22 protein-coding genes and 2 pseudogenes are annotated in these 23,473 nt (G+C 64.5%); 17 read left to right on the top strand and 7 right to left on the bottom strand.

Going from position 1 to position 23,473, the window contains the following annotated elements:
• Positions 1–15: 15 nt before the first annotated feature.
• Entirely contained in the window at positions 16–1,575 is a 1,560-nt protein-coding gene (locus HWX22_RS16595) for a methyl-accepting chemotaxis protein (RefSeq protein WP_059819305.1), read from the bottom strand.
• A 228-nt stretch (positions 1,576–1,803) separates the two neighbouring features.
• On the opposite strand from HWX22_RS16595, the gene HWX22_RS16590 reads away from it, so the two are divergent.
• The gene (locus HWX22_RS16590) at positions 1,804–3,318 is read left to right on the top strand and encodes an MDR family MFS transporter (RefSeq protein ID WP_175916031.1); all 1,515 of its coding nucleotides are present in this window, start codon (positions 1,804–1,806) and stop codon (positions 3,316–3,318) included.
• Between the two features lie 76 nt (positions 3,319–3,394).
• Here the strand turns inward: HWX22_RS16590 and HWX22_RS16585 are convergent, their stop codons facing one another.
• Positions 3,395–4,393: a quinone oxidoreductase gene (locus tag HWX22_RS16585; protein ID WP_175916030.1), complete on the bottom strand. Its 999-nt coding sequence runs from the start codon at positions 4,391–4,393 to the stop codon at positions 3,395–3,397.
• A gap of 125 nt (positions 4,394–4,518) precedes the next feature.
• Here HWX22_RS16585 and HWX22_RS16580 point away from each other — a divergent pair, with 125 nt between their 5' ends.
• From HWX22_RS16580 to HWX22_RS16555, 6 genes are all read left to right on the top strand, one after another.
• Positions 4,519–5,439 (top strand): LysR family transcriptional regulator, encoded by a 921-nt coding sequence (locus tag HWX22_RS16580; protein ID WP_175916066.1) that lies wholly within the window; start codon positions 4,519–4,521, stop codon positions 5,437–5,439.
• Between the two features lie 95 nt (positions 5,440–5,534).
• The gene (locus HWX22_RS16575; RefSeq protein ID WP_059819307.1) at positions 5,535–6,095 is read left to right on the top strand and encodes a GNAT family N-acetyltransferase; all 561 of its coding nucleotides are present in this window, start codon (positions 5,535–5,537) and stop codon (positions 6,093–6,095) included.
• A gap of 9 nt (positions 6,096–6,104) precedes the next feature.
• Positions 6,105–6,944, top strand: a complete 840-nt coding sequence (locus HWX22_RS16570) for a MerR family transcriptional regulator (RefSeq protein WP_059819308.1) — start codon at positions 6,105–6,107, stop codon at positions 6,942–6,944.
• Positions 6,945–7,067: 123 nt separating this feature from the next.
• Complete coding sequence (locus HWX22_RS16565) at positions 7,068–8,048, top strand: sulfonate ABC transporter substrate-binding protein (protein WP_059698331.1); 981 nt, start codon at positions 7,068–7,070, stop codon at positions 8,046–8,048.
• A gap of 514 nt (positions 8,049–8,562) precedes the next feature.
• Positions 8,563–8,766, top strand: coding sequence for a cold-shock protein (locus HWX22_RS16560; RefSeq protein ID WP_059691886.1), 204 nt, complete (start codon positions 8,563–8,565; stop codon positions 8,764–8,766).
• 271 nt (positions 8,767–9,037) lie between these two features.
• Complete coding sequence (locus HWX22_RS16555) at positions 9,038–9,262, top strand: hypothetical protein (RefSeq protein ID WP_059819310.1); 225 nt, start codon at positions 9,038–9,040, stop codon at positions 9,260–9,262.
• Positions 9,263–9,425: 163 nt separating this feature from the next.
• Here HWX22_RS16555 and speB read toward each other — a convergent pair whose 3' ends face one another.
• Together speB and HWX22_RS32255 are read right to left on the bottom strand one after the other, a co-directional pair.
• Positions 9,426–10,388, bottom strand: a complete 963-nt coding sequence (gene speB / locus HWX22_RS16550; protein ID WP_175916029.1) for an agmatinase — start codon at positions 10,386–10,388, stop codon at positions 9,426–9,428.
• Between the two features lie 319 nt (positions 10,389–10,707).
• Positions 10,708–10,830 carry a hypothetical protein gene (locus HWX22_RS32255; protein ID WP_257792235.1) on the bottom strand — a complete coding sequence of 41 codons (123 nt, stop codon included), beginning with the start codon at positions 10,828–10,830 and terminating at the stop codon, positions 10,708–10,710.
• Here HWX22_RS32255 and HWX22_RS16545 point away from each other — a divergent pair.
• From HWX22_RS16545 to HWX22_RS16525, 5 genes are all read left to right on the top strand, one after another.
• Positions 10,820–11,494 (top strand): lysoplasmalogenase, encoded by a 675-nt coding sequence (locus tag HWX22_RS16545; protein ID WP_175916028.1) that lies wholly within the window; start codon positions 10,820–10,822, stop codon positions 11,492–11,494. The genes HWX22_RS32255 and HWX22_RS16545 overlap by 11 nt on opposite strands.
• Positions 11,495–11,737: 243 nt before the next feature.
• Positions 11,738–13,315 carry an NAD(P)/FAD-dependent oxidoreductase gene (locus HWX22_RS16540; RefSeq protein WP_175916027.1) on the top strand — a complete coding sequence of 526 codons (1,578 nt, stop codon included), beginning with the start codon at positions 11,738–11,740 and terminating at the stop codon, positions 13,313–13,315.
• Positions 13,316–13,336: 21 nt separating this feature from the next.
• A complete protein-coding gene (locus HWX22_RS16535; RefSeq protein WP_175909455.1) occupies positions 13,337–14,275 on the top strand; it encodes an SDR family NAD(P)-dependent oxidoreductase in 939 nt (312 codons plus the stop codon).
• The gene (locus HWX22_RS16530) at positions 14,272–15,177 is read left to right on the top strand and encodes a metal-dependent hydrolase (protein ID WP_175916026.1); all 906 of its coding nucleotides are present in this window, start codon (positions 14,272–14,274) and stop codon (positions 15,175–15,177) included. Before HWX22_RS16535 ends, HWX22_RS16530 begins: the two co-directional genes overlap by 4 nt.
• 4 nt (positions 15,178–15,181) lie before the next feature.
• Positions 15,182–16,093 carry an alpha/beta fold hydrolase gene (locus tag HWX22_RS16525; RefSeq protein WP_175916025.1) on the top strand — a complete coding sequence of 304 codons (912 nt, stop codon included), beginning with the start codon at positions 15,182–15,184 and terminating at the stop codon, positions 16,091–16,093.
• Here HWX22_RS16525 and HWX22_RS16520 read toward each other — a convergent pair.
• The gene (locus tag HWX22_RS16520) at positions 16,048–16,608 is read right to left on the bottom strand and encodes a putative glycolipid-binding domain-containing protein (protein WP_175916024.1); all 561 of its coding nucleotides are present in this window, start codon (positions 16,606–16,608) and stop codon (positions 16,048–16,050) included. The two genes, HWX22_RS16525 and HWX22_RS16520, sit on opposite strands and share 46 nt — an antisense overlap.
• 275 nt (positions 16,609–16,883) lie before the next feature.
• On the opposite strand from HWX22_RS16520, the gene HWX22_RS16515 reads away from it, so the two are divergent.
• From HWX22_RS16515 to HWX22_RS16505, 3 genes are read left to right on the top strand one after another with little or no spacing between them, the layout of a single operon-like run.
• Positions 16,884–17,777, top strand: a complete 894-nt coding sequence (locus tag HWX22_RS16515) for an urea transporter (RefSeq protein WP_175916023.1) — start codon at positions 16,884–16,886, stop codon at positions 17,775–17,777.
• Complete coding sequence (locus HWX22_RS16510; RefSeq protein ID WP_175916022.1) at positions 17,752–18,528, top strand: class II aldolase/adducin family protein; 777 nt, start codon at positions 17,752–17,754, stop codon at positions 18,526–18,528. Before HWX22_RS16515 ends, HWX22_RS16510 begins: the two co-directional genes overlap by 26 nt.
• 59 nt (positions 18,529–18,587) lie before the next feature.
• Positions 18,588–18,776, top strand: coding sequence for a 4-oxalocrotonate tautomerase (locus HWX22_RS16505; RefSeq protein WP_059819317.1), 189 nt, complete (start codon positions 18,588–18,590; stop codon positions 18,774–18,776).
• An 826-nt stretch (positions 18,777–19,602) separates the two neighbouring features.
• On the opposite strand, the gene HWX22_RS16500 is transcribed toward HWX22_RS16505, so the two are convergent.
• Both HWX22_RS16500 and HWX22_RS16495 read right to left on the bottom strand, forming a co-directional pair.
• On the bottom strand, positions 19,603–20,775 hold the full coding sequence (locus HWX22_RS16500; protein ID WP_175916021.1) for a hypothetical protein: 1,173 nt from the start codon (positions 20,773–20,775) through the stop codon (positions 19,603–19,605).
• Positions 20,776–20,777: 2 nt separating this feature from the next.
• On the bottom strand, positions 20,778–22,097 hold the full coding sequence (locus HWX22_RS16495) for an MBOAT family protein (RefSeq protein ID WP_208456625.1): 1,320 nt from the start codon (positions 22,095–22,097) through the stop codon (positions 20,778–20,780).
• Positions 22,098–22,802: 705 nt separating this feature from the next.
• Between HWX22_RS16495 and HWX22_RS31995 the strand changes: the two are divergent.
• Positions 22,803–23,162: pseudogene (locus tag HWX22_RS31995) on the top strand (DUF159 family protein); the annotation flags it as partial.
• 73 nt (positions 23,163–23,235) lie between these two features.
• A pseudogene (locus HWX22_RS32375) lies at positions 23,236–23,417 on the top strand (hypothetical protein).
• Positions 23,418–23,473: the final 56 nt, after the last annotated feature.

Raw genomic sequence — 23,473 nt, 5'->3', positions numbered from 1 at the left:
CGCCCCGCCAGCGCGTCACGCGACGCGAAACGCCCCCACCGCCCGGCGCAAGCCGTCGGCCTGCTCCTCGAGCGAAGCGGCGGCGGCGGCCGCCTGCTCGACCAACGCCGCGTTCTGCTGCGACACCTGATCCATCTGCGACACCGCGCGATTCACCTGCTCGATCCCGTCGCGCTGCTCGTTCGACGCGGCCGCGATCTCGGTCATGATGCCCGTCACGCGGCCGATCGCCTGCTGGATGTCCTGCATCGTCGCGCCGGCCACGCCGACCAGCCGCGACCCCGTCGCGACACGCTCGACCGACTCGCCGATCAGCGTGCGGATCTCCTTCGCGGCCGACGCCGAGCGCTGCGCGAGCGTGCGCACCTCGCCCGCGACCACGGCGAAGCCGCGGCCCTGCTCGCCTGCGCGCGCGGCTTCGACCGCCGCATTCAGCGCAAGGATGTTGGTCTGGAACGCGATGCCCTCGATCGTGCCGATGATGTCGGCCACCTTCTGCGAACTCTGGTCGATCTCGTTCATCGTGCCGATCACTTCGCCGACGACCGTCGCGCCGCGCGTCGCGATCTCGCTCGCGCTGTCCGCGCACGCCTGCGCCTCGACCGCGTGATCGGCGTTCTGCTTCACGGTCGCCGTCAGCTGTTCCATGCTCGCGGCCGTCTCCTGCAGCGCGGACGCCTGCTCCTCGGTGCGCTGCGACAGGTCGGTGTTGCCGGCCGCGATCTGGTGCGTCGCGGTCGAGATCGCTTCGGAACCCTGGGTGACCTGACGCACCGTATCGGCGAGGCTGCGCTGCATGCCCGTCACGCCCTTGACCAGCTCGGCCATCTCGTCGCGCGACGACCAGCGCACTTCCGACGTCAGGTCGCCGTCCGACAGGCGGCGGAAATGCGACAGCAGACGGTTCACCGGTTGCGTGATCGCGAAATGCAGACCGATCGCGCAGCCGAGGCACGCGGCGAGACCGAACGCAATGCCGGCGATCGCGCCCGCGCGCATCCACCCGTAATAGGTCTGCGCGGTGTCGTAGACGTCCTTGCCGCGCGCGGCCTGGTACGCGTCGAGCGCATCGGTCGCCTGCGTGAGCGCGACCGACAGCGGCGGCGCGACCGTCATCAGCAGCCGGTCGGCATCGTCGCGATGGCCCGCGCGGATCGCGTCGATCATCGGCTTCAACGCCTGTCCGATCAGCGCCTGGCGCGCGGTGTCGAGCCGCGTCGCGAGCGGGCCTTCGTCGCCATCGTGCGGCATCGTCGCGTAGGTGCGCCACGCGGCGTCGGCCTTCGCGAGATAGTTCTCGGCCTTGCTGACGAGATCGGGCACTTCGGGCGCCTCGGGATGCAGCAGCGCGCGGTCAAGCGTGGTGCGCACGATCGTGAGGTTCAGGTTCGCGGCGGACAGCGCGGTCTTCGCGGCCAGCTCGCGTGTATAGGCTTCATCGAGCGCGCGGTTCGAGCGCTGCATGCCGGTCAGGCCGATCAGGCCCGATACGACGAGCAGCGCGGCAACGAGGCCGAGCGTGGAAAAAATCCGCGTACGGATCGAGAAGCGGGAAAACAGGGCGTTCAGGTTCATGACGGGACGTGAGCGGTAAAGAGTGCCGCGGCAATCGGTCCGCGGCACTCTGGATTACGGTTTGCCTGCAAAAAACTTGAGCCCTGTCCTTTCTCGGGCTGATCGCGATCAATTTTCCGGTCGGCAATCTTCTGTTACCGATGCAACAAATCAAGGCTCGGCAGAAATTGACCAGGCAATGACTTACCTCTATATTCCGGTCAATTCCCTGCCACGGCAGATATCTCGATGAGAACCGATACCCTCCTTGCCCCACCGGCCGCCGAAGCGGCCCGCCGCGACGCACCGACCGGGCTGATCATCGCTGCGCTGCTGCTCGTCATGCTGCTGTCTGCGCTCGACCAGACGATCGTATCGACCGCGCTGCCGACCATCGTCGGCGAGCTCGGCGGCCTCGACCAGTTGTCGTGGGTCGTCACCGCCTACCTGCTGTCGTCGACGGTCGTGCTGCCGCTGTACGGCAAGCTCGGCGACCTGTATGGCCGCAAGATCGTGCTGCAGGCCGCGATCGTGCTGTTTCTCGCCGGTTCCGCGCTGTGCGGCATGGCGCAGGACATGACGCAACTGATCGTGCTGCGCGCGCTCCAAGGGCTCGGCGGCGGCGGGCTGATGGTCGTCACGATGGCCGCGATCGGCGACCTCGTGCCGCCCGACCGCCGGGCGCGCTATCAGGGGATGTTCGGCGGCGTGTACGGCCTCGCGACGATCATCGGGCCGCTGCTCGGCGGCTTCCTGGTCGAACATCTGTCGTGGCGCTGGATCTTCACGATCAACCTGCCGCTCGGTTTCGTCGCGCTCGCGGTGATCGGCATCGCGTTCCGGCCGCACACCGCGCACGTGAAGCACCGGATCGACTACATGGGCGCGGCGTTCCTCGCGACGGCCCTCACCTGCGTGATCCTGTTCACGAGCGAAGGCGGCTCGCTGCTGCCGTGGTCGTCGCCGCAGCTGTGGATGACGCTGGTGCTCGGCATCGTCGCGGTCGGCGGCTTCATCTACGAGGAACGGCTCGCGGCCGAGCCGATCATGCCGCTCGAACTGTTCCGCCAGCGCACCTTCGTGCTGATGAGCCTGATCGGCTTCGTCGTCGGCATCGCGCTGTTCGGTTCGGTCACGTTCATTCCGCTCTATCTGCAGGTCGTGAAGGGCTCGACGCCGTCGCAGGCCGGGATGCAGCTGCTGCCGATGATGGGCGGGATGCTCGCGATGTCGGTCGCGAGCGGCCGGCTGATCTCGCGGCTCGGCACGTATCGGCCGTTCCCGATCGCGGGGACGCTGATCGGCGGCATCGCGATGGCGCTGTTGTCGACGCTGTCGCTCGACACGCCGCTGCACACGATGTACGCGTACATGGCGCTGCTCGGGATCGGGCTCGGCATGGTGATGCCGGTGCTCACGCTCGCGGTGCAGAACACCGTCGAATTCCGGCACATGGGAGTCGCGACGTCGGGCGCGACGCTGTTCCGCTCGATCGGCGGCTCGCTCGGCGTCGCCGCCTTCGGCGCGCTGTTCTCGCACGGGCTGCAGTCGCGGATCACGCAGGCACTGCCGGCCGGCACGGAGCTGCCGCCCGCCCTCGGTCCGGCGGCCGTGCACCAGTTGCCGGATGCGGTGCGCGACGCGTACCTGCATGCGTTCGCCGGGTCGCTGCACGTGGTGTATCTCTCGGCCGCGGGCGTGATCGCGATCGCCTTCGTGCTCGCGTGGTTCGTCGAGAGCGCGCCGCTGCGCAAGCATCACTGATCGGCGGGCACGCAGCGGCACCGTGGCTCCGCCGCCAGCCCGCCGAGACGACCGTTCACGGACGCGTGGTCCGCCGTCACGGCACCAGCACCACCCCGCCCGTCGTCTGTCGCGACTCCAGCAAGCGATGCGCGTCGGCCGCCTGCTCCAGCGGCAGCCGCGCGCCGATCTCCACGTGCATCCCGCCCGCGAACCGCTCGAGCGTCGCGTGCGCCGCCTCGCGATACCCCGCCACGTCACGCGCGATGAAGCCCAGCACGCTCGGCCGCGCCAGCGCGATCGAGCGGGCCGGGCCCAGTTCGTCGAGGTCGATCGTTTGCCGGGCGCCGATCGCGGCAACCTGCCCGATGCTCGCGACCATCCCGAACGGCCGGACCGCGCCGAGCGTACGCGTCAGCACATCGCCGCCGATCCCGTCGATCGCATAGTCGACGCCCTCGCCGCCGCCGAACGCACGGGCCGCCGCGACGAAATCCGCCTCGCGATAGTCGACCACCACTTCCGCCCCACGCGCGCGCACCAGTGCCGCCTTCGCGGCCGAGCCGACCGTGCCGATCACCCGCGCGCCGAGCGCGCGCGCCCACTGCGTCGCCAGCAACCCGACGCCGCCGGCCGCCGCGTGCACGAGGACGGTGTCGCCGGCCGCCACCTGGCGCACGCGGTGCAGCAGCATGTAGACCGTGATGCCTTTCAGCAGCCCGGCCGCGACCGCGTCGTCGCTCACGCCGTCGGGCACCGGCACCACGCGCTCGGCAGGCAGCGTGCGCACGCTCGCGTAGCTGCCGGTCGGCAGCCCCGCATACGCGACGCGCTGGCCCGGCACCAGCCCCGTCACGCCGGGCCCGACCGCATCGACCACGCCGGCTGCCTCGACACCGAGCGCGTCCGGCAGGGCCGGCAACGGATGCGCGCCGGTCCTGAAATAGATGTCGACGAAATTCACGCCGACGGCGGTCTGGCGAATCCGCACCTCGCCCGCGCCGGGCGGCACCACAGGCGCATCGAAGCGGCGCAGCACGCCGGCGTCGCCGTAGCGGTCGATCCCGATCCGGGTGGCGGTGGCAGTTTGGGTCATGACGTTCCTCGCAATCGAATGATGTGACACGATCATCGCATCGTGCATAATCGATCGGAATTCCCGTTTCACGCCCATCTACCGTGCAAAATTCGACCGATCCGACGCCGGCGTCCGCGCCGCCGATGAGCTGGGACGACCTCCGCTATTTCCTGGCGGTGATGCGCGGCGGCAGCCTGTCGGCCGCCGCGCGGGCGCTGCAGGTGCAGCACTCGACGGTCGCCCGGCGCATCGATGCGCTGGAGTCCGCGCTCGGCATCCGGCTGTTCGACCGGCTGCCGCGCGGCTGGCCGCCGACCGACGAAGGCCTGCACCTCGCCGAGCATGCCGCGCGCGTCGAAGCCGACGTGCATGCGTTCGCGCGCGCCGCGCAGGGGGCGGCGGCGCTCGACGGTGTCGTGCGCGTGTCGGCGTCGCCGGTGTTCGCGAGCCACTTTCTCGCGCCGCGGCTCGCCCGCGCGCAGCGCGCATGGCCCGCGCTGCGGATCGACCTGATGGGCGAAATGCACGCGGCCAATCTGTACGCGCGCGAAGCCGACCTCGCGGTGCGCCTGTCGCGGCCGAGCGAGCCGGGGCTGGCGGCGCGCCGACTCGGCACGATGCGCTTCGCGCTGTGCGCATCGCCCGACTGGGCCGCCGCGCCGCCCGACACCTGGGCATTCCTCGGCTACGACGACGCACTCGCGCAAATGCCGCAGCAGCAATGGCTCGAACGCTTCGCGGCCGGGCGCCGCTTCGCGTTCATCGCCAACGACCTCGCCGCGCTGCATCGTGCGTGCGTGGCCGGCGCGGGCGTCGCGTTGCTGCCGCGCTTTCTCGTCGACACGTCGGCGACGGTGGCGGACGCGGACGCGGGCACGCCGGCTTTGGCCGATCCGTCGCTGTCGACCGCCGCCGCGCTCGTCGAGTTGACGTCCGCGCCCCGTTGCGATGTCGAGCGCGAGATCTGGCTCGTCGTGCACCCGGACGTGCGGCGTTCGCCACGCGTGCAACGCGTCGCGGATGCCATCGCCGACGCGGTTCGCGACGCGGACGGCCATTTGTAGGCTCGGCTTCTCCTGACCGCGCAACGCGACCCATGCCTTTACGGCGCCGCCTCGCGGCGGGCATAGTAACGGTTTCGTCCGCCCGCTCCGCCACCATGCCCGCCGCCCCCGCCTGCGTCGTCCGCGACGCGACCGATGCCGATCTTGCCGCCATTCACGCGATCTACGCACATCATGTGCGCCACAGCGTCGCGTCGTTCGAGGAGACGCCGCCCGACGTCGACGAACTGCGCGCGCGCCGCGACGCGGTGCTGCGTCACGGGCTGCCCTATCTCGTCGCGGAATGCGACGGCCGCATCGCCGGCTACGCGTATGCGACGCCGTATCGCACGCGCAGCGCGTACCGCCATACGATCGAGGATTCGATCTACATCGACGACGCGCAGCGCGGCCGCGGCATCGGCCGCGCGCTGCTCGCGGCGCTGATCGCGCGGTGCGAGACCGGCCCGTGGCGGCAGATGATCGCGGTGATCGCCGACGGCGGCAGCGGCGGCTCGACGTCGCTGCACAGCGCATTCGGTTTCGAGCCCGCGGGCGTGCTGAAAGCGGTCGGGTTCAAGCACGGCCGCTGGATCGATACCGCGCTGATGCAGCGCGCGCTCGGCGACGGCGCACGCACCCTTCCCGCCTCGCCCGAGCCTGTCGCGTCGCGCTAGAATGGCCGCATGCCAAAACAGACTCAAACCATGCCAGACGAGGCCGCACCGGATTCACGCAACGAGTACACGGTCGACGAACTCGCGCGCGTGTCCGACACGACCGTGCGCAACGTCCGTGCATACCAGGATCGCGGACTGCTCGCACCGCCCGAGAAGCGCGGGCGCGTCGGCATCTACGACGACACGCACGTCGCCCGCCTGAAGCTGATCAACCACCTGCTCGCGCGCGGCTACACGCTGTCGAACATCCAGGACCTGATCATGGCGATCGACGAAGGTCACGACCTGCGTTCGATTCTCGGCCTTGAAAACGCGATCGGCGGCCGCTGGTCGCACGAACTGCCGAAGACCTATTCGCTCGCGCAACTCGCGCAGATGTTCGGCCCGCAGACGGCGTCGCAACTGTCGCGCGTGACCGAACTCGGTCTGCTCGAACGGCGCGGCCTGTCGTTCGTCGCGAAAAGCCCCGCGCTGCTCGAAGCAGCCGCCGCGATGACGAAGGAAGGCATCCCGCCGCGCGAGCTGCTCGACGTGATCAGCCTCGCGCGGCCGCATTTCGACGCGATCGCGCGGCTGCTCGTCGATCTCGTCGTGAAGCGCCTCGACCGCTACGACGCCGGCACGCTGCCGCCGGTCACCGACGTGCCCGCGCTCGTCGACGCGATCTGGCGCCTGCGCCCGCTCGCAGCCGTGTTCGTCGAAGGCGAGACGAACCGCGCGCTCGAGACCGCGGCAAGCGCCTATCTCGGCGGCCGCGTCGCGACGATCCTCGACAAGAAGCTCAGCGACGAAGCCGCGCGTCAGGCCGGCACGCCGGATCCGCAAGACGGCGGCGACAAAGCATAGGACCGCCGGCGTCATATTCATATCGGCAATGCTTGGTTTGCGGGCTCGACCGCCCATGCGACGATTCTTCCAACCGAGCGGCACGCGCCGCTCCCCGAAGACGTTTCGCATGGAGTCCGTTCGATGATTCGTTTCACCCGCTGGATCACCCGCGCCGCCGCGACGGCGCTCGTCGCCGCCGCAGCCACGTCGGCGTTCGCGCAGGGCGGCGCCGACAAGGTCGTGCGCATCGGTTATCAGAAGGCCGGCCTGCTGTCGGTCATCAAGGCGCAGGGGTCGCTCGAAGCGCGCCTCAAGCCGCTCGGCTACAACGTCCAGTGGTTCGAATTCCCGGCCGGCCCGCAACTGCTCGAGGCGCTGAACGCGAACAGCATCGACTTCGGCTATACGGGCGCGCCGCCGCCGGTGTTCGCGCAAGCGGCCGGCGTGCGCTTCGTGTACGTCGGCGCGGAACCGCCGTCACCGCACAACGAAGCCGTGTTCGTGAAAGCCGATTCGCCGGTCCGCTCGCTCGCCGACTTGCGCGGCAAGAAGGTCGCGCTGCAGAAAGGCTCGAGCGCGAACTACCTGCTGCTCGAAGCGCTGAAAAAGGCCGGCGTGCGCTACGACGAAATCCGCCCCGTGTACCTGCCGCCCGCCGACGCGCGCGCCGCGTTCGAGAGCGGCAACGTCGACGCGTGGGCCGTGTGGGACCCGTACTACGCAGCCGCGCAGAATTCGCTGAAGATCCGCACGCTGTCCGACTACACGGGCCTCACGCCCGCGAACAACTTCTACGAGGCGACCCGTGATTTCGCGGAGCAACATGCCGACGTGGTCGGCGCAATCCTGAAGCAGGCGCGTGAGACGGGGCTGTGGGTCAACGGGCACCCGGCCGAAACCGCCGCGCTGATCGCGCCGAAGGTCGGGCTGCCGCTGCCGCTCGTGGAAACGTGGCTCAAGCGTGTGCCGTTCGGTGCGGTGCCGGTCGACGAGAAGATCGTCGCGGTGCAGCAGGGGGTGGCCGATGCGTTCTACGCCGCGAAGCTGATTCCGCAGAAGCTGAGCGTCGCGGATAACGCGTGGACGGACAAGCGCGTGACAACTGCGCTGGCGGCGAAGTAACGCGCGGCGCGCTGCTCATTCGGAACAGGCCGACGGGTGCCCTGCCCGTCGGCCTTTTTTCGTTCTTTTCGGATTTTTTGGGGAGGGAAATGTCGGGCACACTGGTGGCGTTCGGCCATCTATCCGCACTTTAGAACTGCCATTCAGACATCGATTCCACGCAGTCAATCGACGCTCGCGTTCGCGACCATCGGACGACTGCCATCTACTCCAGGAACGCACATCGGAAGTCATGCATCAGGCTACAACCAGGGTCGGAGTGTTTCTCTCCGCGTCGGCTATGCGTCGGGCCAGACTTCCTGGCCTTCAAACGGACTGCCAAGTAACACAGTTACAAGATAACCATTGACTCCGGAATCGCCGGAAGTTAGTGTGTACGCCGAAGTCCAAGAAGTCCGATTGCTGTTCATCAATTTCTCGCTCCCCCAGCGGTATTCGTTGTCCTCTCCCTCCTTGACGCTTCAAGCGCTCTTCAACAGAGCTGATCTTCGTATTGTTTTCTCAAGGAATTATCATGGATACCGGTATCGTCAAGTGGTTCAACGACAGCAAAGGCTTTGGCTTCATCACGCCGGACAAGGGCGGTGACGACCTTTTCGCTCACTTCTCCGAAATCCGAGCCGACGGCTTCAAGACGCTCGCTGAAAATCAAAAAGTAAGCTTCGAAACGAAGCAAGGCCCGAAGGGTCTGCAAGCGGCCAACATCACGCCGCTGTAAGTTTGAAGGGCCCGGCCTCCCGCGACGGATGCCGGGTCGCAGCGACACCCTCACGGAGCATCGTCTCCTAAAGTTGGCGCGAACGCTCTTGGCTGCATCTGCTTGTTCAGCATGCTTGCCACGCGCCACATGCCTCGTTGCACTTCACTCTCCCCTCCGGCAGCAACGCCTTTTTTGCGCTTTCCGATTGCTTTAGATTCAGCTCGCAATGGCTTCGAATCGGTGCACATTTCGCACGGCACGCGCGCACTCGAACATCATTAAAATTAAAATGCAAAACAAACGAATTCAACAGTACAACGGCTATGCCGTCCAACCTTCGGCGCATCGCTTGCCCGACGGTAGCTTTTCATCCAACCTGCTGCTCGAACGCACGGATAGTTCGTACGGCGAAGGCCGCTACCAATTCTATTCACTCGATTACTTCCCGAGCGAAAAACAGGCGCTGCAACACTCGGCACGCTGGGCACGCAACTGGGTCGACACACGGGGTTAATGGCAACGCCATGTAAATCGGGAAGCACCCTCCACGGGACATGCGCGACAAGCATTCCACCCACCGCCATTAATCCGCCGCAGTTGCGCGCAACCCATGAAAGAAGGCCGGCTGCCCGCCGGCCTTCTGCATTGCATCGCCGTGCCCACCGACCTTCCCCGCTTCAACGCCCCGCCACCTTCTTCTGCCGCCACAGACACAGCAAATCACACGCGACATGCGCAGCGGCGATTGCGGTGATGTCCGCGTGATCGTAAGCAGGCGCAACCTCGACGACATCCGCGCCGACCAGATTCACCGCACCGAGCGCGCGCACGATCGCGAGCGCCTGCGCGGACGACAACCCGCCCGCGACCGGCGTCCCCGTGCCGGGCGCGAACGCCGGATCGAGACAGTCGATATCGAACGTCAGGTACGCGGGCCGCGCGCCGACGATGTCGACGATCCGCTCCACCGCCGCGCGCGGGCCATGCTCGTGCACCCATACGGCATCGAGCCGCTCGATCCCGAGGAAATCGTCGTTCCACGTGCGGATGCCGACCTGCACCGACGTCGCCGGATCGATCAGCCCTTCCTTCACCGCCTTGTAGAACATCGTGCCGTGATTGAGGCTGTCCGGCTCGTCGTCGGCCCACGTATCGCAGTGCGCATCGAAGTGGATCAACGACAACGGCTTGCCGTAGCGCTCCGCGTGCGCGACCAGTAGCGGATACGTGATGTAGTGATCGCCGCCAAGCGTCAGCATCTTCGCGCCCGAGCGCAGGATCGTGCGCGCATGCTCGACGATCGCCGGCTTGATCGACAGCGGGTTGTGCGCGTCGAACCAGCAATCGCCGTAATCGACGGCCGCGAGATCGTCGAACGGATTGAAGCCCCACGGATACGGATGGAGCTCCGCGAGCTGCACGCTCGCCGCGCGGATCGCGGCCGGCCCGAGCCGCGCGCCCGAGCGATAGGTCGTCGCGAGGTCGAGCGGCACGCCGGAAATCGCGACGTCAACGCCGTCGAGCACGCGCGAATAGTTGCGGCGCATGAACGACAGTACGCCCGCATAGGTGTTTTCGATCGAGGAGCCGTATGGCGTCGTGCGACGGATCGCGCCGTCGCCGTGGAGCAGTTCGGTCATGTCGAACCTGTTGATCATGAAGACCGGGCCCAGCCACTGCATCGGGTGCGCTGGCGGGACCCGGCACGGATTCATTGAAAACGCGGCGGCATGCGCTCGTCGGGCGCGGCCGTCGCGCCGGCCTGCGAACCCTGTAGCGCGGCCGGGCGGGACAACGTCGATACGCGGCGATGATAGCAAGCCGAAATCTCGGCGTTGCCCCGGTTCGACCGGGGCAAACGCATCGGAACAACCGGCGCGGCGGCAGGTGCGCCGCCGCCGCATGCCCCGAACCGGCACCGCCTCATCGCCGCACCGTCGCACCGTCGCCATGCCGCGCCTAGAAGGATTCGCCGGTTTTTACCCGCCCGTTCTTCCGGATAATGGCCTGCAGCCGCGCCCACGCCGGCGCGCCGTCCGCCGCGGACAACAACAATCCGGAGACACCCGCCTTGATCGCCATGCTTCCCGCCACCTATCGCCGGCTCTGGCCGCTCGCGGTCGCCGCCGCGCTGCTGTACGGCCTGTCGCTCGCCGCCGCGCCCTATCCCGGCCAGGCCGTCGCGAAAGCCGCGATGGGCATCCTGCTGCTGGCAGCCGGCAGCACCTGCGCGGCACCGCGCGAACGTGCGTGGCTGTGCGCGGCGCTCGCCACGGCCGTGCTCGGCGACGTGCTGCTCGCGCTGCCCGACTGGCCGCTGTCGTTCGTCCTCGGCCTCGGCGCGTTCCTGCTCACGCATCTGTGTTATTGCGCGATCTTCGTGCACTGGCGCGCGCGGCCGCACGGCTGGCGCATCCTCGCGCTGATCGGGCTGTGGATCGCCGCGCCGACGTTCTACGCGGCATTTCTTCCGCACCTGGGCGAGCTGCTCGCGCCGGTCGCCGTCTATATGCTCGTGCTGTGCGCGATGGCGAGCTTCGCGCTCGCGGCCCGCACGCACGGCCCGCTGATCGCCGTCGGCAGCCTGATCTTCGTGGGCTCCGACACGCTGATCGGCGTCGGGCGCTTCCTCGGCGGCTTTCCCGGCATCGACTACCTGATCTGGGGCCTCTATGCGCTCGCGCAGGTCACGATCGTCGCCGGGGTTTTCCATGAGACGGCCGCCCGCCCGTTCCGTCTCCGATAGTGTTTCAAACAGGCCGCCGTGCGTCGGCGGCCTCGTCTCCCGCCTCTCCCGCCCTGCCGACGGCCGTTTCCACACATTCCGCAATGCGGAAACCGCTCCGTTCCAAACCCCGCTGAGCCTTTTCCCACATGGTTTCCGGCCCTTAGAGCGCCGCTTCTAGCCTCTTGCGGTTTCCGGGTTCACCCACTATCGTTACATCAAACAATGTAACATTCGAAAATGAGCCAAATCGGAGACACCCGGATGAATGCTCGCACGTTGCCTTTCGGCCCGCCCGGCCACGACAGCCCGGACGAAACCACCGACATCGCCATCATCGGCACCGGCTTCGCCGGTCTCGGGATGGCCATTCGCCTGCGGCAGACAGGCGTGACCGACTTCGTCGTGCTCGAGAAGGCGGCGTCGGTCGGCGGCACATGGCGTGACAACCATTACCCCGGGTGTGCCTGCGACGTGCAATCGCACGTCTACTCGTTCTCGTTCGCGCCGAACCCGCGCTGGACGCGCATGTTCGCGCCGCAGCCGGAGATCCGCGCCTACCTGGAAGACTGCGTGCAGCGCTTCGGCGTCGGCCCGCACCTGCGCCTGAACCACGAGCTGCAGCGCGCCGAATACGACGAGGCCGCGCAACGCTGGCGCCTCACGTTCGCGAACGGCAAGCGGCTGTCGGCACGCGTGCTGGTGTCGGGGATGGGCGGGCTGTCGCGCGCCGCGCTGCCGGCGATTCCCGGTGTCGAGAACTTCAAGGGGCGCGCGTTCCATTCGCAGCAGTGGGATCACGACTACGCGCTCGAAGGCAAGCGCGTCGCGGTGATCGGCACCGGCGCGAGCGCGATCCAGTTCGTGCCGCAGATCGCACCGCGCGTGAAGGAACTCGCGCTGTTCCAGCGCACGCCGCCGTGGATCATGCCGAAGCCCGACCGCAACCTGACCGGCTTCGAGAAATGGCTGTTCCGCACGCTGCCGTTCACGCAGAAGGCGGTGCGCAGCAGCATCTACTGGATGCTCGAATCGCGCGTGCTCGGCTTCGCAATCCATCCGTCGCTGATGAAGAACGTGCAGAAGCTCGCGCTGCGCCATATCCGCAAGCAGATTCCCGATCCGGAACTGCGCAAGACCGTCACGCCGAACTACACGCTCGGCTGCAAGCGCGTGCTGATCTCGAACGACTACTACCCGGCACTGTCGCGCAAGAACGTCGACGTGATCACGACCGGCATCGACCATATCGAAGCTGACGCGGTCGTGACGACCGACGGCCGCCGCCATGAAGTCGACTGCCTGATCTACGGTACGGGCTTCCAGGTCGCCGATCCGTTTCCGCGCGGCGCGATCATCGGCCGCGGCGGCCTCGACATCGTCGACGCCTGGCGCGACGGCGCGCACGCGTATCTCGGCACGACGCTGCCGGGCTACCCGAACTTCTTCATGATCGTCGGCCCGAACACCGGCCTCGGCCACAACTCGATGGTGTTCATGATCGAGTCGCAGATCGAATACATCCTCGGCGCGCTGAACGCGATGCACCGCGAACGCGCGGATGCGATCGAGGTGCGCCCGCTCGTCGAAGCGCAGTTCAACAGCGACCTGCAGGGCAAGCTGAAGAAGGCGATCTGGTCGACGGGCGGCTGCAAGAGCTGGTACCTCGATCCGCGCACCGGCAAGAACACGACGCTGTGGCCGGGCTTCACCTGGCGCTTCCGCCAGGCGACCGCGCACTTCTCGATCGCCGATTACCACGCGTATCGCGCGCCGCACCACGACACGAGCGCGCGGCCCGCCGTCGCGCCTGCCGCTTCCGCTTCCGCCGAAGCGGCCTGAGTCAGACAAGGAGCCACCGACATGAGAGATTTCGCCAACAAGGTCGCCGCGATCACGGGCGCGGGCTCGGGCATGGGCCGCTCGCTCGCCGTGCAACTCGCGCAGGCCGGCTGCCACGTGTCGCTCGCCGACAAGAACGGCGTCGGCCTCGCCGAAACCGAACGGATCGTCCGCGCGATCGCGCCAAACGTGCGCGTGTCGACGCACGTGCTCGACGTCGGCGACCGCGACGCGATGTTCGCGTGGGCCGACGACACCGCGCAGGAACACGGCAAGGTCAACCTGATCTTCAACAACGCGGGCGTCGCGCTGTCGAGCACGATCGAAGGCATGGAATACGGCGATCTCGAGTGGATCGTGAACATCAACTTCTGGGGCGTCGTGCACGGCACGAAGGCGTTCCTGCCGCACCTGAAGGCATCGGGCGACGGTCACGTGATCAACACGTCGAGCATCTTCGGGATCTTCGCGCAGCCGGGGATGAGCGGCTACAACGCGACCAAGTTCGCGGTGCGCGGCTTCACCGAATCGCTGCGGCAGGAACTCGACATGATGAAGTGCGGCGTGTCGGCCACCTGCGTGCATCCGGGCGGCATCCGCACCAACATCGCGCAATCGAGCCGCGTCGCGAAGAACATGGTCGGCTTCATCGTTGAGAGCGAGCAGCAAGGCAAGGACAGCTTCGAGAAGTTCTTCATCACGACCGCCGACGACGCCGCGCGCACGATCCTCGCCGGCGTGCGCAAGAACAAGCGCCGCGTGCTGATCGGCCGCGACGCGAAAGCCGCGGACTGGATGGCGCGCACCCTGCCGGCCGCGTACCAGGCGCTCGTCGTGCTCGCGACGCGCCGCGAGGCCGCGAAGGCCCGCCGCGCGGCTGCCCGCTACGGCGCGCCGGCGGCCGCGCCGCTTCACGCCACCTACAACAATGCAGGCAATCAGGGAGGAGAACAATCATGACGACCCCGAACATGATGCCGGTACGGCGCGACATCCGTTTCGCGCTGCCGCCCGAACGCGCGAAGGACTGGCACGTCCAGGGCGTGCCCGTCACGCACTTCATGAACGCGCTGTCGCTGCTGTTCCCGGCCGGCGAGCGCTTCTTCATGGATTCGGTGCGCAATTACCGCGACCGCATCGAGGATCCGGAGCTGAAGAAGCAGGTGCTCGGCTTCATCGGCCAGGAAGCGATGCACACGCGCGAGCACATCGATTACAACGACCTGCTGCAGTCGTCCGGCCTGCCCGCGCACAAGCTCGACAAGCGGCTGTGGACGATCCTCGGCTTCTTCAAGAAGACGCTGCCGCATTCGATGCAGCTCGCGATCACGATCGCGCTCGAGCACTACACGGCGATCCTCGCGAACCAGCTGCTGTCGGGCCACGAACACCGGATTGACGGATCGGTCGAAGGCTATCAGCAGATGTGGATGTGGCACGCGATGGAGGAAACCGAGCACAAGGCGGTGTCGTATGACGTATGGAACGCCGTGATGAAGCCTGGCCTCGGCAGCTACCTGCTGCGCACGGGCACGATGCTGACGACGACGGTATTGTTCTGGACGATCGTGTTCGACTTCCACGTTCGCCTGATGCGCGCGCACCGTCGCGAACACGGCAGATTCGGCGGCATGTGGCGCCTCGTGAAGTATCTGTACAGCCCGAGGACCGGCGTGTTCCCGAGCATCGCGCGCGAATGGCTCGACTACTTCCGCCCGGGCTTCCATCCATGGGACCACGACAACCATCAGTACCTGCAGGGGCTCGACACGCTGCTCGCGAACATCGACGCGACCAACGCGCGCCATGCCGCGCAGGCCGCCCCGCGCCGCGTGCCGCTGCATCCGGTTCCGCAGGCATGACGTCATGGCGCGCGCACACGAGATGCTGACCGTCCGCTCCGGCGACGTGAAACTCGCCGTCTACGTCAGCGGACCGCGGCGCGCGCCGCCGCTGATCCTCGTGCACGGTTATCCCGATTCGGCGACCGTGTGGGCATCGGTCCGCGCGCGGCTCGCGAAGCGCTATCGCGTGATCGCGTACGACGTGCGGGGCGCCGGCGCGTCCGATGCGCCGCGCCGCCGCGCGGACTACACACTTGCGCGGCTCGCGGAAGACCTGAAGGCGGTGGCCGACGCGACCTGCGGCAACCGGCCGTTCCATCTGGTCGGTCACGACTGGGGGTCGATCCAGTGCTGGGAGGCCGTGACCGATCCCGCGTTCCGCGGCCGGATCGCGTCGTACACGTCGATCTCCGGCCCGTGCCTCGACCACGTGTTCCGCGCGAAAATGCGGCTCCGGCAAAGCCTGAAGTCGTGGTACATCGCGTTCTTCCACCTGCCGGTCGTGCCGTCGCTGGTGTGGCGCCTCGGCGGCGCCGCGCTGTGGCCGCGCTGGCTGCAGCTGACCGAGCGCGTGCGGCCGGAGCGCGACCCCGCGCAGTTGAAGAACGCGCTGAACGGGTTGCAGCTTTACCGCGCGAACTTCCTCGCGCGGGCGAGAAAGCCGCGCGAGCGGTATGCGCAGGCGCCGGTGCAGATCCTCGTGCCGGTGCGGGACCGCTACGTGACGCCCGAAATGTCGATCGATCTCGATCGCTGGCTCGGCGAGCACGTACGCGAGGAAATCGACGGCGCGCACTGGATCGTCATGCGCAATCCGGAGTTGATCGCGGCGCGGATCGACCGGTTCGCGGCGGCGCATGAAAGGCCGGCGGTCGCGAACGCCACGGTTCAACGCCCCGTCAGCGCGGGCAGGCGCTTGAACAGCGTTTCGTAATCGATCACGAGCCCATCGGCGTCGATGTCCATCTCCGCCGTGAAGTTCCGGAAAATGCCTTCGTAGCGGTAGCGCCGGCCAGGCTCGATGCACGTATACGCCTGCTTGACCGGCGTCACCTTCAGGTCCGGCGTCGAGACGTATGCGACGTCGATCGGCCGCCGCTCGCCGCGCGCAAGACCAAGGCGGCCGATCGGCAGCGAGTTCGTGAACGGCGTCGCCGCGATGTCGATGTCGACGCAGCCGTCCAGTTCAGGCAGCGCACGGCCTGACCCGTCGCGCCAGTGCCCGGCGCCGTCCCCGTGCAGCTCCAGCGTGCCGCCGCCCATCACCTTGAGCACCGCGTACGTCACGCGCCAGTGCGGATCGCACTCGACACGATACGCGAGCCCGTATGCGCAGCCGTACCGCTGGCCGACCACCGCGCTTTCGACGACGATGCCGCCGCCACTCCGGTCGAACGTCAGATGTTCGACTCCGTCGCCCTCGAGCGACGCCCAACGCACCTCGCGCATTCCTTCGCCTCCCGGTTGGTCCGATGCAGGGGATCGTCGCACGAATCCCGATCGAAGAAGTGAACCACGACGCGTACCTGGGCCAAAAGAACCGGCCATTGCCCGAACTCACTTCCGAAACCGCAATTCGCCCGAAAACGCCAATGCGGCAGCCCCCGAACATCGCCATTCCCCAATTCGGGGCATCCGCCACAAATCCTGACTATCCAGAATTCCCTATTCCGGTGCACGGGATTGTGTCCTATGCTCGCGGCTCATCCTGCTCCACCGCCGCCATGCCTACCGCCCGCCCTGCCTCGCCGTCGATCGACCTGCGCACCCTGCTGCGCGGCATCGGGCAGATCGTCCTGCAGGCGAATGCAGTCACCGGAGCCCTGCTGCTCGCCGCGCTGGCGCTGACCGACTTGCGGCTTGCGTCCGCGGCGCTGGTCGGCTCGGCCGCCGCCAGCATGACCGCCGTGCTCACGGGCACGGAGCGCCGCGACGTCGAACAGGGGCTTCACGGCTTCAACGGCGCGCTCGCCGCGCTGATCGCCGTGCTGTTCGCCCCGTCTTCGCTTGCCGCCATCGCGCTGGTGCCGGTGGTCTCGATCGGCGCGGCGCTCGTGCAGCGCGCGATGCGCGTGCCGCTCGCCCGCTGGCGTCAGTGCCCATATTCGAGCCCGTGCCTCGTCATCACCGCGCTGTGGCTACCATTTGTCGCGCCGCAGCATGCGGGCGACGCGACGGCAGGTGCACCTCTTACGCTGCCTTCCCTCCCCGATGCGCTGCTTTCGGGCATCGCACAGACCACCTTCGCGCAAGGCCCGTGGGCAGGCATGCTGATCGTCGCCGGCCTCGCCGTCGCGTCGCGTCGCGCGGCCGCCTTTGCGCTCGGCGGCGCGATCGTGTCGACGGTGCTGCTGGTCGCGTCCGGCGCGAACGGCACGTCGTTCGCCGACGGCCTGCTCGGCTTCAACGGCGCGCTCGCCGCGCTTGCGCTGATGCCGCGCGGCCCGCGCGCGGCTTTCGCGGCCGCCGCACTCGCGGCGCTGCTCCAGTGGCTTGCGACGCGCGCGGGCCTCCCCGCGTTCACGGCCCCGTTCGCACTCGCGTCATGGATCACAGTGCTCGTCACGCGCCGCTTCACCCTCGGAGAACCCGATGTCGTCATTCGCACACCGTCCTGACACCGTGAAGCCCGGCGGCCCGATCTCGGACGCCGAACGCCGGCTGCGCGTCGATCTCGCCGCCGCGTATCGCCTCGTCGCGCTGAACGGCTGGGACGACCTGATCTACACGCATCTGTCCGCGACGGTGCCGGGCGAGCCCGGGCATTTCCTGATCAACCCGTTCGGCCTCACGTTCGACGAGGTCCGCGCTTCGAATCTCGTGAAGATCGACCTGGCCGGCAACCGGATCGGCGACGGCGAACACGCGGTCAACGTGACCGGCTTCGCGCTCCACGCGGCCGTGCATGCCGCGCGGCCGGACGCCGTCTGCGTGATGCACCTGCACAATACGGCCGGCATCGCCGTGTCGATCCAGCGCGACGGGCTGCTGCCCGCGTCGCAGCACGCGCTGCGGTTTCACGGCGATCTCGGGTATCACGACTACGAGGCGCTCGCGTTCTCGCCGGCCGAAGGCGCGCGGCTGACCGCCAGCCTCGGCGCGAAATCCGCGATGCTGTTGTGCAACCACGGCACGCTGACGGTCGGCCGGACCGTTGCCGAGGCGTATGTATTGATGGATACGCTGATCAAGGCCTGCGACATCCAGATACGCGCGCAGGCAGGCGGCGGGCCGCTCGTGCTGCCCGAGCCGGCCGTCGCGGACCGCACGGCCGAGCAGTTGCGCGACGGCGGCGCGATCGAGGGCGAACTGGAATGGCCGGCGCTGCTGCGCCGCCTCGACCGGATCGATCCGTCGTATCGCGACTGACGGCGCAATCGCCACTCTCCCGACGAATCGTTCACCCCCAACCATCGGAGCATTCAGTCATGCCGACTTTCAATATCCAGTTGTTCGAAGGCCGCACGGTCGAGCAGAAGCGCGCGTTCGTCGAAGCGATCACGCGCGTCACGTGCGAGACGCTCGGTTGCGACCCGGGCTCGGTCGACATCATTCTCGCCGACGTGAAGAAGGAAAACTGGGCGACGGCCGGCAAGCTGTGGAGCGACGCCAAATAAGATTCGAGGCAATTTCAAGAGGTGGTGGTCGCCGAGTTTCTCCAAAACCTATCCAAAATCAGCGACCGCAGATATTGATCTCAGTCCGCTCGCGCCCTCAACTGTCTCGATACAACGCAGGCATCTTGGCAGACTGTGACAGTGCTTGTGCGAATTCCGCCTCACACTGCTCGGTATAGAGGCATGCTGCAGCGACCGGATCTCATGGAGGGTCAAAAGTGGCTTGCCTTCCGAAACCTCGACTTCCACCGCATCGCGCAATACTGCGAACCCCGTGCTAATGTATGACATTGGTGGCTGAACGCTCGGCTTCGAGATGCCTGCACGCCCTCTCGTCCCGTCGATTGTTGGATCGGAAGGAACCCGATCTGAATCTGGCTGTTCCGTCTTCCAGATATCTTGCCGGCGCTAACCACTCACAAGCGCGAGCATCGTCGCGTTCGCGCCCCATCGTTCCGCAGGACCCTTGCGTGCTTCCTCGTGGATTCGCATGTAATCGTCAAGCGTCAAGCGCGAACGGGTGATGGTCACATCGAGCACGAAGATCGATTCGATCGGGCTCTTTCCGACCTCCGCTTTCCCCTGCTCGATTGCCTCCCTAAATACGTCCAACAAGATCGCCCGCCCCCTCGACCGCAGATGATGACCCGCGTCTGTCGACGATCGCATTCTGTGCATCTGCGATTACCTTCGGCGGGCGATACATCCCCGCCCTCGATGCAGCACAGAGATCAACGGCACCGCGCAGGGAAACTGCTCAACCGGCACGCGGACGGCCACTACAGCACTCAGGTGGCGCCGTGTGCGATGAACCTTGCAGACCGATTTAGATGACCCCAAATTTTTCCATCAGCAATTTCCCATGATTTGAAATCAGATTCGCCTCATTCTCTTCGAAAACGATGACCGGTGACGTGAATATTGTCTTATACGTATCACGATCATTGACATTCACCGCCTTATCCACGATGGGGTGCCCCGCCTGTGCCACTTGGTGATTCAATTTAAAATAATAAAAATAATCTATATCCTTCGCCGCTTGCGTCCCATATAAAAGCTCGATAACCTGCCCAACGAAACTCCCTCCCACGAACACAATCTGCTTCGACTGCGAAGCAGTAGATGATTCTGCCCGAACATCTAAATGAGGAACAGCATAATTGGGCGCCACCAACCCTCTATTCAGGAGATCAAACAGATCGGTATCTGTTCCATTCGGGGCATTCTCAACCTTCCACGAATATGAAAGCGTCGAATAATCTGGCCCGCCTACGGCCCGTATCTTATTCAACAATAAATTTGTTCCGATAGCTGCACCGAGAAGATTCCAATGCGTTCCGCCGTTAGAGAACATATCCACATTGTAATTCCCCTTGCTTGCAACCATGGCCGCACTGGTATCAACAAAGTTAACTCCATGCTCAGCCAAATCACCCACCAGACGCCGGTAGTCGGATCGAGAATTTCTCAAATCACACGGATATCCATCAGGCAACATTTCCGGGAAGTACGAAACCTTCGAAGGTGTTATCAAGTATACGAATGTCCTGCCTTCAATGGCCACCCTTTCCTGCAAGGCTTTAATATCTCTGGCCCAACCATCTATCTCCGCATCGGTATGCCTTGGGCTGCAATACGCTGCAGTATACGTCTTTTCGAAAAGCATACCTTGCTTTCCTATGACGATCGAGCCATCCCCCATATAAGACTTCCTAAATACACGAAACAGTATTTCATTGGATGCCGAAATCATCCAGCCCCGTAGCGGAAGTCGATCACTGAAGTGTCTAGATGCAAAATCCTCGAAATCACCAGAAATCCATGTCCGCAATGTCAGCGGCTCGATTTTTTCCGCTTGCTGCATACCTTTCAATGGCAAATCATACGCAGCTGGGTTGACGTTTGCCACTCCCTTCGCAGCCAATATAGCAATTGGCATACACAGTGCAATGCCAAACGCCATGGTCACTGCTTTAGCAATAAATGGTGTTCGCTTCATGCTCAGAATCGGAAATATAGGAAAGGCTGAAAAGACACGGTCACCGCCTTGCCAATAGAGAATGCCGCCATAGCCAACAGCACTATTGAACCCGCCGACAAAGCCAGGGCGCGATCAACTCCGATCTTTTCGAGCATCGAGTTTGTAGATTTCCATGTGAAAAGAGAGCCAGCCAGCCCCAAAATCAATGCACATTTAACTCCGTTATCAACAAACGGCGTTATTCCATCGGCACGGAAAATAATCATCTTCTTTATCATTTCCAGCGCCACACCAACAGTCGGCGACCTAAATATCACCCAACCAAATATCACAAAAAACAACGTCAATCCTGCCTGCAGCCAGGGCGCTAGCCTGGTCTGATTTTTCAACCAAAAATATTTATCGAATATCAAAAAGCACCCATTATAGGCACCCCAGATAACAAAATTCCATGTGCTGCCATGCCAAAGCCCGGACAACACAAAACATATCCACAAATTGAAATTTGTTCGCCATACGCCACCCCTATTACCGCCCAGAGGAATATATAGATACTCGCGTATCCAAGTTGACAGCGAAATATGCCATCGTCGCCAGAACTCAGTGAAGCTGCGGGATATATAAGGGGAGTTAAAGTTCTCCATCAACCTAAACCCCATCATCCGAGCAAGGCCGATCGCCATATCCGAGTATGCCGAGAAGTCGAAGTATATCTGTACGGTAAAGCAAAGGGCGCCGACCCACGCCCCGGACGAGCTTATATGCGGCACATCGCCAAATACACGATCCACCATCTCCCCACATGTATCTGCGATGAGTATCTTTTTGGACAGGCCAAACATGAATCGCAATGCGCCAGCAGCAAAGTCGTCAAATGACACCGTGCGCCCCGAAAGCTGCTCCTGAATATCGTGATATTTTATAATAGGGCCGGCCAATATTTTCGGAAATAGAAATACGTACGTAATGTACTTCGATAGAGTTTCGGCGGGCTTGGTTATATTTCGCTTAAGGTCAACGAGATACGTTATTTTCTCGAACACAATAAACGAAACGCCGATTGGCAAAATTATGTTCAAATGCGCAATCTTCAATCCGAAGCTCGACAAAAAAACATCATTTATATTGTCGATGAAGAAATTTGTGTATTTGAAATAGAAAAGTATCGCCAAATTCGAAGCCACCCCCACTGAGACAGCCAATCTGCTCCTTTTCCGCCAAACTATTCCACCCAACCAGTAATCAAACGCTGCCGACGCCAAAACCAACATTACAAATAAAGGAGCGCCCCAGGCATAGAAAAAAACGCTTGCCGCAAGAACAATGACGTCCCGCCACACTCCCTTTGCCAAATAAAAGGACGTGAAAAATATTGGCAAAAACGCAAATAAAAATATTGGTGAACTAAAAAGCATTTGTGTTCGCTTTATTTATGGGCGGAATTTTACTTCCGCATCTCCTCGCCGGTACTAGACCTGCGCAATTTTATCCGGTCCCTAGTGCTGGAACGTGATGTCGAACGCAACCCAGCCGCGCAGAGCATCGAGATAGGCAACTCGGTTACCCCTTTGGGATTGTGCGGCCTGCCGCAATGCCTCCGGCGCGGCAGGTTTCGAACGTTCAGAGCTATATTCCTTCGGGGATCGTTCGCCTTGATGGTTGCGCGATCTTACACCTTGTCACCGTATAACGTCTCGGTCGGGCGAACTGCTCTGTGCCAGCTGGTCGCACGCTTCGTCATCGAGTTGGTCTAGAAAGATCGCCCGTATCCAAAACGCGCCCCAACTGCGGCCCGGCACAACGCCAGCAGCGTGGCCAGGCTGTACGCAGACAGCATGACTGTCACCGCAAAAAGCATCCCGGACCAGTGGTCGTAGGTCCAGCAAGGGGGCTTGATCGTCCCGATAAAAAGGCCGCGACCATCTGAACCCATCGCCACAATACTGTATGAATATACGACCTATCGCACGGTACGATGGGTCAGTCAAGAGCGAAATTGGAGCGAGATGTGCACGTGTAGGAACTCGCGCTAGGGAAGAAATGGCCTGAATGGGCTGCGGATCGACAACTTCGGCGATCTGTATCGTCGGACGCCATGGAAGCCTGAGATCTATCAGGAATTATGCCGCGCCAATCGTCGCGAGCTTCAACGGGTAGTTCATTCCGCTGATTGCCGGCTTCGGTTTCTGGCCGCTGGCGCTGCAGGAGGCAAATGTCGAAAAGGCGAAGGAACGGGGCGTAAGCCTCTGATCATTCGCAACACAATGAACGTGCGCGACGACAACCTCGGGAAGTCGCCGCTGTACAGGCCGGCATGGCGTAGTGGCCAGCGTTGCCTGATTTCGGCAGTCTGGATCGATGAACCGCATGGAGAGACAGGTAAGCGCGTGCGCTACCGGATCGGCTTCGTCGATTAGCAACCAAAGCCAGAGAAACCGCCCGATCGACGACAAGCGTATCGCCACTGCACTGAACGACATGATCCTTTCGATGGGCGCACAACCGGATCGATCGCTTCGGCAGGTCGACGAGGCCTGCCTGCGACACGAATCCGTCGCCTGTCGCGAATTCGTGTCGCGCTGCGGACCACGACGCTGCCCGACATCATGAATCCGCTCTCCGCGCGGCACCCCGATCCGAAGCCGCCGGCGCCGGCCTGACCTCCCATGCGACGCCGGCTGCCGGCGTTGCATGCGGCCTCACTTCCCTGCTCCGC

Source organism: Burkholderia sp. BCC1638, assembly GCF_902833195.1.
Lineage (GTDB): Bacteria > Pseudomonadota > Gammaproteobacteria > Burkholderiales > Burkholderiaceae > Burkholderia > Burkholderia diffusa.
Note: the sequence above shows the minus strand (reverse complement) of the source record. Positions and strands in the feature narration are given on the sequence as shown.